The sequence below is a fragment of the Pantoea allii genome, assembly GCF_002307475.1.
GTDB lineage: Bacteria > Pseudomonadota > Gammaproteobacteria > Enterobacterales > Enterobacteriaceae > Pantoea > Pantoea allii.
On sequence record NZ_NTMH01000010.1, the window covers coordinates 1 to 8,947 of the forward strand.

Genomic DNA, 8,947 nt, shown 5'->3' on the forward strand with positions numbered 1-8,947 from the left:
TGGGCGGCGTGCGTTATGCGGTGTACGGGCTGACGGTGGAGTCGGATCTGTGGCCGATGAAGCGCGACCGCAACCTGCGCATCTTCCAGAGCCAGACGGTGCCGCAGATTGTGCAGACGCTGCTGAAGGAGTACGGGGTAAACGTGGAGACGCGGCTGGCGGGAAGCTACCGGGTGTGGGAATACTGCGTGCAGTATCAGGAGAGCAGCTTCGACTTTATCAGCCGGCTGATGGAGCTGGAGGGGATGTACTACTTCTTCCGTCACGAGGCGGACAAGCACACGCTGGTGCTGTGCGACGCGCCGGACCAGCATCAGGCGTTCCCGGGCTACGAAACGATAGCCTACCACGTGACGCCGTCGGGCGGCAGCGTGACGGAAGAGGGCGTGAGCCAGTGGGCGCTGTCGGAAAGCGTGACGCCGGGGATGTACAGCACGGACGACTACGACTTCCGCAAGCCGAACGCGTGGATGCTGCAGGCGCGGCAGAACCCGGTGTCGCCGACCCCGGGTTCGGTGGACGTGTACGACTGGCCGGGTCGCTTCGTGGAGCACGGTCACGGCGAATACTACGCGCGCATCCGCCAGGAGGTGTGGCAGGTGGAGCACCACATGGTGAGCGGGAGCGGCACGGCGACGGGCATCGCGCCGGGGTACACTTTTTCGCTGCTGAACGCGCCGCACTTCAGCGACAACGGCAAATACCTGGTGACGTCGGCGCACTACGACTTTGAAGAGAACAGCTACGCCAGCGGCGACGTGGGCGCCACGCGGCACAACATCGACTTCACGGTGCTGCCGGCGGCGGTGACGTACCGTGCGAAGCCGGACACGCCGTGGCCGAAGACGCACGGCCCGCAGACGGCGAAGGTGGTGGGGCCGAAAGGCGAGAGCATCTGGACGGACAAATACGGCCGGGTGAAGGTGAAGTTCCACTGGGACCGTCTGGCGAAAGGGGACGACACGAGTTCGTGCTGGGTGCGGGTGTCAAGCGCCTGGGCGGGCCAGGGCTTCGGCGGGGTGCAGATCCCACGTGTGGGCGATGAGGTCGTCGTGGACTTTATTAACGGCGATCCGGATCGGCCAATTATTACTGGACGTGTTTATAACGAAGCCAGCATGCCGCCATGGGAATTGCCCGGCGATGCAACCCGAATGGGCTTTATGACACGGAGTAAAGACGGACATCAGGCCAATGCCAGTTATCTGTTCTTTGAAGATAAGCCGGGCGGTGAACTGCTGAATATGCATGCTGAGAAAGACATGAATATTTCGGTAGAGAATGATAAGACCGTGAATATTGATGGTAATCGTACAACAATAATTAAAAAGAAACAGCAGGACAATGTCACGGGAAGCGTAACGCTAAATTACGAAGATGTATGGAATACAACGGTAACAAATGCGGTTAGTAATTTTTTCAATGGAGGGGAAAATACTTACATCCAAAAAGGACGGAAGTTAGAGGTAAGCAGTGGCGGGGAAGACATTAAAATAAATGGTGGAAGTCAAAAAGAAATTAATGGTAATGAAGATTACAAGGTTATAGGTAATAAAACCCATCATGTAACCGGGGCGGTGGATGAAACGATTGATAGTGGGTTAAAGCAGACAATCAACAATGGCGTTTTGATTAATGTCGATTCAGGAAATTGGGAACAGCACGTTAATGGTGGGACGATTCTCATCAAGAGTCCTATGAATATTACACTGAATAGCGACACTCAGGTCGATATTCAGGCACCTAAATCGAGTTATACAATTGCAGGTCACAAAGAAGCTATTACGGGTAATAGTTTTAGTCTGACAGGGGGTTCTGAAAGTATTACCGCCGTCGCACTTGATGCAAAACATACTTCGATAGCGCATAACGTGATATCTATGAGCCACAAAACTTTTGAAGCGAAGAATAGCGCTATGTCACTCAACCAAATTGGGTCAGTGATAAGTTCTGGTGCGCTACACTGGAGTTCTAAAGCACTTACCTTATTTCTTTAATCAAGAGGTTTGTAATGGATTTTTTAACCAACAAGTGGTTTTATTTCTCTCTTGTAATTTCTGCTGTTGTTTTGTTTGCCATTGTCCGAAATTTTAGCAATCACTTCTTTCCACTTATAAAAGATGGTTTTGTTCAAGGTGAGGTTTTAAAAAAAGGTATTGCTGTCAATGCTGATATAGTTTCTGCACAGCAGACTACAATGTGGGGTGGTAACAAACCTATATATAAGATGACTTTCAAATTTAAAACTGTACAAAATCAAGTGGTCGAAGCCAGTATTTTGAAAGATTTAACTTTTGAAGAAATTGAGCGCTTCAAACCAGGGAATGGGACAACAATAAAATATGATCCCAAAAATCCGCAACGTATTGCTTTATATGATAAACCCCTCATTCTGGAACGATAATGCATTTTTTTATTGATCCTCCTCTCATTATTGGTGTCATTGTATCCTTAACGGCTGCGATAGTGGCTTTTTCAGTTATAAAGCCTCAAAAGAAAGAAATAGAAGCTATTAAAAATTGGGTTTCTCGGGATAGATGGCACGGTGAGGTTCTAACGACCAGGTTATGCGCGTGGTCCAAAACGGAAGCGAAGTATGGCGATGAGTTTTTTTACCTTTTTAACTTCCATAAAAATGATTTGGATGAAAGAGAATATATAGCGGCAGGGTTAGTAAATGGGAAGGATGAACATAAAATCAGGGAAGGTTTAAATTTAGAAGTGAAATTGCAGGATCATTCATCGGGAAAGGCCGCTGTGATAAGTATTGCTTTTGATTGTTGATTTCGAATGGAGATTTATAAAAGTATCTTCACGTTCTTTTAATGATGCGGTAAAGATTTTTTTATAAATAAAGATGATTGCATAAGTGAAGTTCAAGAGCATGGTTTGCTGTTTTTATATATTTCGGCTATAAAGTGCTGGCTAGATAAAAATCGATGAATTTTATATGGGTTTCTAAGTTAAATAAAAGTAATTTCATGATTTCTCTTCTTGGCTTTTTAATAAGGCGCTAATGAATATATGTAATTTTTTAATTCAGTATCATGTGCAGAATTAACGCTATTCATTGTCCACAAAGGAAACCCAGGCATGAAAATTATTAAACCTCTCCGCCTGAGCGTACTTAATCGTCCTTTTCGCTGGCAGGGTAAAAACCATCTTGGCGTCACCGTGCTGGCGTTAGCCGATATGAGTGATAACCCGAAGCTCCGCCCGGAAATGGAGCTTTGGCAACTGGCTGCCAGCGAGTTACAGACCAGTGGCGGCGTCCTTGATTTGGCCATCCCGAAAGTGTGTGCTGAGTTTCTGGCGACGGGCCATGCCTACACGCATCATCAAAGCGATAAAACCGCCTGCGCGGCAAAGATTGAAGTCGATACGCTAAGCAAGTCGCTGGCGGTATTTGGCGATCGCTACTGGGTTGGAAATAACATTACAGCGCCGCAGCCCTTTGAACAGATGCGGCTTGACTGGAGTCGCGCTTTTGGCGGTGAAGGCCATGATGAGAATCCTTATGGAATTGGCATTCACCCCGAGGTGCATCAGGGCCATGAGTTCGTCCGCTTACCTAACATCGAAGCGATGAGCGGACGTCTTACGCAGCCTAAACAAAAGCCAGAGCCTGCGGGGTTTGGTCCGCTGGATATTAGCTGGCCACGACGTTTTAGTCGTATGGGAAAAAAATACGATTCCAGCTGGTTACAAAATGATTTTCCCGGTTTTGCGCGCGATATCGACTGGAAAGTCTTTAATGCTGCCAGTCCTGATCAATGGTGGGCAGATCGCGATACCTTACCTGAGCAAGCTGCCTGGCGAATCTGGAATATGCATCCGCAAAAGCCGATGCAGGAGGGCAAACTTCCTCCCTGGCAGGCACGCTGCTTTATTAATCGTCAGCGCGAAGATGAAACACTGTTTGAGGAAATTGCACTGCGCGCAACCACGGTATGGTTCTTTCCTCATCTGGAGCAAATGGTTCTGTTATGGCAAGGGAACACGCGCATCAATGAAGATGACGCGGCTGATGTCTTGCAGTTGATGCCCGCGTTGGAAAAACGGGGGGCACCACGCTCAGTTAATCACTATCATAAGGTGCTCACACAACGCCTGGATAAAGAAAACGGCGCGCTGTTTTCATTTCGCGAAAAAGATCTTATCCCTGATGAGACCATCGGGCCCTGGATTGATAATCAGGTCGAGCAAACCCCCAGTCCGATGCGGGATAACATGCAAACGCGGGCAAAACATCTCCGAGAGCAGCATCGTGCGCGTATTGAGGCATCCGGCGGGGATGTGGGTGACTTGCTTAACGAACCCGATGAACCCGGGCTACCCAAACTGGAAGACTTGCCGGAATTTATCGAAAAGATGAACCGCCAGGCCGACGAGATGAAAGCGCGGGCAGAGCAACGTAAGCGCGAGATAGAGGCCCGTTATCCGCAAAGCGAAAGTGACGAGCATCAGCCACGCGGTCCGGAAACACTGTTCCGTATGCAAGAAATGCTGCAGCGCAACAAGGATAGCCTGAGTGAGAAGACGCTGGCACAGATGCGTGATGCTCTCCATCAAATGTATCTCATGTCTGTTAAAAGCCAGCCACCAGCGCTGCGTCTGAAAGGCGATCTGGCACTGATAATTCGTCAACGCGCGGAACGAACGCTGGCACAGGGCGGCAACTTTAGCGGTATGGATCTTACCGGCGCTGACTTTTCTGGTATGGATCTTCGGGGAGCCGACTTTAGTAAGACGCTGCTGGAATGCGCCGATTTAAGTCACTGCCAACTGGACGGTGCCAATTTTCAGAGTGCGATGCTGGCGCGAACCGAACTGCATCATGCATCCCTGCGCGGTTGTAATTTTGAAAACGCGAGTTTCGCCCTGGCACAGTGCTGTCAAAGTGATTTCTCCGGCGCACACTTTAAAGATACGCAGTTGCAAGAAACGCTCTTCGATGAGTGTACGTTTAATGAAGCGACTTTCAGTGAATTGTTGTTCCGGGAAACCTGGTTTACCCAATGCCATTTTCAGCGCGCTATTATGGCGTCTTGCGTGTTTATGGAACTCAGCCTTCCAGGCCTCGACTTTACAGAGGCGAAGCTCAGCAAAACGACGTTTTTAAAATCCACGCTTGCACAAGCCATATTTAACCGCGCTGAATTAGATAGCTGCTCATGGGTTGAAACCCAGGCAGATGGGGCCAGTTTCAGCGGATCAACCTGGTTGACCTGCGCGGTCGCTTCCGGGAGTTCCCTCAATGGCGCAGATTTTACCCACGCCACGCTGCGACAAAGTAATCTGCGCCAGACTCCACTCAATGGTGCAGATTTTACCCTGGCGAAACTAGAGAACAGTGACCTGAGTGAGGCTGTCTGCCAGTGTGCGAATTTCCAGCGTGCGAACCTGGCAGATAGCCTGTTTGTGCGCACCGATTTTCGGGAAGCAAACTTCACTGATGCCAATCTGATGGGGGCGATACTGCAAAAAAGTCAGTTGGGTGGTGCTCGTTTCCCAGGCGCTAATCTGTTTCGTGCCGATCTTTCCCAGGCATTTACCAGCAACACCACTCAGATCGATGGCGCCTGGACCAAACGAATTAAAACGTTACCGAAGCGTGATGGAGAAATTGTATGACCACGCTTAGCGCCACTGATTTACAGCAGCGAATCAAACAAGGCCATCTGATCAGTGATGTGAAACTGGATGAACTGGATTTACGCGGATGCGATCTTTCAGGTGGTATATTCCAAAATGTTTCACTGACCCGATCCAACTTTACGGGTGCCAATCTTCAGGAAGCCGTTTTCACCGAATGCCAGCTGTCTCAATCCGACCTGGGTAATGCGAAGCTTGATCGGACGGTATTTAACCAGTGCGAAATGTCTGGATTGACTGTCAGAGAAACGCGTCTTAACGAAACTATGTTTAACGAGTGTGAACTCACGGGTAGCGATTTTACGCACAGTCGTTTGTTTACCACGCAGTTTATGAAATGTCCGCTTAACCACAGCGATTTCACCCAGGTGGAGCTTGACCGCAGTCTGTTTTTTGAATCACCGCTGAATGAGTGCCGCTTCAATGGCTGTAAAAGTTTGCTCACGACTTTTTACGGTATTGATTTACGTCAGACCGTCATGAGCGCAGGTGCATTTGAACGCACGGTATTTTTTAAGTGCGATCAACGTGAAAAGAATTATGCACAGCAACGTTTTATTGGCTGCCAGTTCATGGACTGCGCGCTTGATGAAGCACAGTTCAATGGTGCTCAACTTTCACAATGTAATTTTAAAGGCGCTTCGCTTAAAGCCGCTCAGCTTAATCAGGTGAACGCCAGCCAGGCACTGTTCATGGAAGCAGACCTCACTGGAGCACAGTGCAAAGGGAGCCTTTTCGATCAGGCTATTTTTGTCGGTGCAATCATGGAGCATACAGATTTTACGGGCAGCCGTTTTTTCCAAAGCATCCTGCAGCAGGTAAAGGCCGCTCAGGCGTTGTTCATTCGTTGCGATTTGACGTACAGCGATTTTACCGGCGCAGATATATGCATGGCAGATTTACGCGGTGCTACCTTTTCCCGAACGCGCATGCATCGGGCGCGCCAGGAGAATGCGCAATTCTCTGGTCGTCAGGGCATTATTGAATTTGATGAAGAATTACTGGCAGCTGAAGCATGGAGCGCACAGCGCCAGAGCCGCAGTTGAGGAGATCAAGCAATGAATAGTGTCAATCATACGCTGGCAAAAGCCATTTTACCTCCAGTGCAGGCGGCTGGCGTTGTCACGCACAGCTTCGCGGATGGCAGCCTGACTGTTGAGTGTGAAGGTCGAGGCTGGCATTGTCGCCGTGCTGCAAGTTGCGTGATTGTGCCGCAAACCGGTGACACAGTATTAATCACCAGTGTCGAAAATGAGATCTGGCTACTGGCTGTGCTGGAGCGTGCCGATCCGCAAAAGGCGGAACTCAGCATACCTGGCGATTTGCATATCAACAGTGTGGGTGAGCTGAGTTTAAGCAGTGCTGCTCTGCGCGTTAGCGCTGAACAGGGTGATTGCCATATCAACGAGATGAATTACAGTGGTGACAAGCTGTCGGCATGGATCAGTCTTTCACGCATCGTTGGAAAACGGGCAGAATCCGTGTGGCAGACCATCACCCAGATTAGCCATAACCTGCTGCGTACCACACACAACACCGAACAAGTTCGTGCTGGGCAACTTGATATGAAAGCGGAAGATTACGCACGTTTGCATGCTCACAATACGGTAATCACCTCGAAAGCGATAACCAAAGTGGATTCCGAACAGATTCATATGGGTTAAGGAGTAAACATGTTTGCAAATTGTCAGCTTTTTGGTGTGGATCTGGCTTTCCCGGATGTGTGCCTGACGCCGACGCCCGCACCGGTGCCTGTTCCCTATCCAGATATCGCGTTGGGGCCAACGGCAATCCCAAATGCGCTAAATATACTATTTATGGGAATGCCTGCGCATAATATGGCAACCGTAACGCCACTTACTAACGGTGATAACCCAGGCGTCGCAACCGGTGTGGCATCGGGAACGGTCATGGGACCCTCGCGTCATCTTACCGGTTCATTCACGGTGTTATTGAAAGGCACGCCGGCAACGCGGTTGACGAGCATGAGTCTGCAAAATTCAACGAATGCGATTGGTATGCGTATTGTTCCCAGCCAGTTCAAAGTATTGATGCTTGCGCCTTAACGCGTACCCCTTTTTACCAACCCTTTTCTGACAGGGATGAATTTTATGTTTTCACGCATTACAGTCCAGTTACCCGCACAAGGACTGCTGTTCCGACGTCTGAGCGGCAGCGAAGCGCTGTCCCAGTCGTTCGTGCTGCAAGCGGAGCTGCTCTCCACCGACGCGCGCATTGACCGCCAGTCGCTGCTGGGCAAGCCGGTCACGTTTACGCTGCCGACGGACGGCCTGATGAGTGCGGTGAATCCGCGTTACATCAACGGCAAAATTACTCAGATAGGCGTGCGCAGCGAGGAGTTGGGCGGCGTGCGTTATGCGGTGTACGGGCTGACGGTGGAGTCGGATCTGTGGCCGATGAAGCGCGACCGCAACCTGCGCATCTTCCAGAGCCAGACGGTGCCGCAGATTGTGCAGACGCTGCTGAAGGAGTACGGGGTAAACGTGGAGACGCGGCTGGCGGGAAGCTACCGGGTGTGGGAATACTGCGTGCAGTATCAGGAGAGCAGCTTCGACTTTATCAGCCGGCTGATGGAGCTGGAGGGGATGTACTACTTCTTCCGTCACGAGGCGGACAAGCACACGCTGGTGCTGTGCGACGCGCCGGACCAGCATCAGGCGTTCCCGGGCTACGAAACGATAGCCTACCACGTGACGCCGTCGGGCGGCAGCGTGACGGAAGAGGGCGTGAGCCAGTGGGCGCTGTCGGAAAGCGTGACGCCGGGGATGTACAGCACGGACGACTACGACTTCCGCAAGCCGAACGCGTGGATGCTGCAGGCGCGGCAGAACCCGGTGTCGCCGACCCCGGGTTCGGTGGACGTGTACGACTGGCCGGGTCGCTTCGTGGAGCACGGTCACGGCGAATACTACGCGCGCATCCGCCAGGAGGTGTGGCAGGTGGAGCACCACATGGTGAGCGGGAGCGGCACGGCGACGGGCATCGCGCCGGGGTACACTTTTTCGCTGCTGAACGCGCCGCACTTCAGCGACAACGGCAAATACCTGGTGACGTCGGCGCACTACGACTTTGAAGAGAACAGCTACGCCAGCGGCGACGTGGGCGCCACGCGGCACAACATCGACTTCACGGTGCTGCCGGCGGCGGTGACGTACCGTGCGAAGCCGGACACGCCGTGGCCGAAGACGCACGGCCCGCAGACGGCGAAGGTGGTGGGGCCGAAAGGCGAGAGCATCTGGACGGACAAATACGGCCGGGTGAAGGTGAAGTT

The 8,947-nt window shown here is 51.3% G+C and carries 8 protein-coding genes; all 8 read left to right on the forward strand.

What is annotated here, in order from left to right; translation table 11 throughout:
* Nucleotides 1-1,997 (forward strand): type VI secretion system Vgr family protein (locus CMR03_RS02925; protein WP_244181322.1); only part of this gene is annotated, 1,997 nt, incomplete at its 5' end.
* A 14-nt stretch (nucleotides 1,998-2,011) separates the two neighbouring features.
* Nucleotides 2,012-2,404, forward strand: coding sequence for a DUF3592 domain-containing protein (locus tag CMR03_RS02930; protein ID WP_096010725.1), 393 nt, complete (start codon nucleotides 2,012-2,014; stop codon nucleotides 2,402-2,404).
* Complete coding sequence (locus CMR03_RS02935) at nucleotides 2,404-2,784, forward strand: hypothetical protein (protein ID WP_096010726.1); 381 nt, start codon at nucleotides 2,404-2,406, stop codon at nucleotides 2,782-2,784. Before CMR03_RS02930 ends, CMR03_RS02935 begins: the two co-directional genes overlap by 1 nt.
* Before the next feature lie 309 nt (nucleotides 2,785-3,093).
* Nucleotides 3,094-5,634, forward strand: coding sequence for a DUF2169 family type VI secretion system accessory protein (locus CMR03_RS02940; protein ID WP_096010727.1), 2,541 nt, complete (start codon nucleotides 3,094-3,096; stop codon nucleotides 5,632-5,634).
* Nucleotides 5,631-6,701 carry a pentapeptide repeat-containing protein gene (locus tag CMR03_RS02945; RefSeq protein ID WP_096010728.1) on the forward strand — a complete coding sequence of 357 codons (1,071 nt, stop codon included), beginning with the start codon at nucleotides 5,631-5,633 and terminating at the stop codon, nucleotides 6,699-6,701. Before CMR03_RS02940 ends, CMR03_RS02945 begins: the two co-directional genes overlap by 4 nt.
* Before the next feature lie 12 nt (nucleotides 6,702-6,713).
* Entirely contained in the window at nucleotides 6,714-7,319 is a 606-nt protein-coding gene (locus CMR03_RS02950) for a DUF3540 domain-containing protein (RefSeq protein WP_096010729.1), read from the forward strand.
* Nucleotides 7,320-7,328: 9 nt separating this feature from the next.
* A complete protein-coding gene (locus CMR03_RS02955; RefSeq protein WP_063880038.1) occupies nucleotides 7,329-7,721 on the forward strand; it encodes a DUF4150 domain-containing protein in 393 nt (130 codons plus the stop codon).
* A 45-nt stretch (nucleotides 7,722-7,766) separates the two neighbouring features.
* Nucleotides 7,767-8,947: type VI secretion system Vgr family protein (locus CMR03_RS02960; protein WP_141248547.1), on the forward strand; the 1,181-nt coding region annotated here is incomplete at its 3' end.

Bases quoted from the DNA above. Each gene is read 5' to 3' on its own strand.
- CMR03_RS02930 (WP_096010725.1), top strand. From the start codon at position 2,012: ATGGATTTTTTAACCAACAAGTGGTTTTATTTCTCTCTTGTAATTTCT.
- CMR03_RS02935 (WP_096010726.1), top strand. From the start codon at position 2,404: ATGCATTTTTTTATTGATCCTCCTCTCATTATTGGTGTCATTGTATCC.
- CMR03_RS02940 (WP_096010727.1), top strand. From the start codon at position 3,094: ATGAAAATTATTAAACCTCTCCGCCTGAGCGTACTTAATCGTCCTTTT.
- CMR03_RS02945 (WP_096010728.1), top strand. From the start codon at position 5,631: ATGACCACGCTTAGCGCCACTGATTTACAGCAGCGAATCAAACAAGGC.
- CMR03_RS02950 (WP_096010729.1), top strand. From the start codon at position 6,714: ATGAATAGTGTCAATCATACGCTGGCAAAAGCCATTTTACCTCCAGTG.
- CMR03_RS02955 (WP_063880038.1), top strand. From the start codon at position 7,329: ATGTTTGCAAATTGTCAGCTTTTTGGTGTGGATCTGGCTTTCCCGGAT.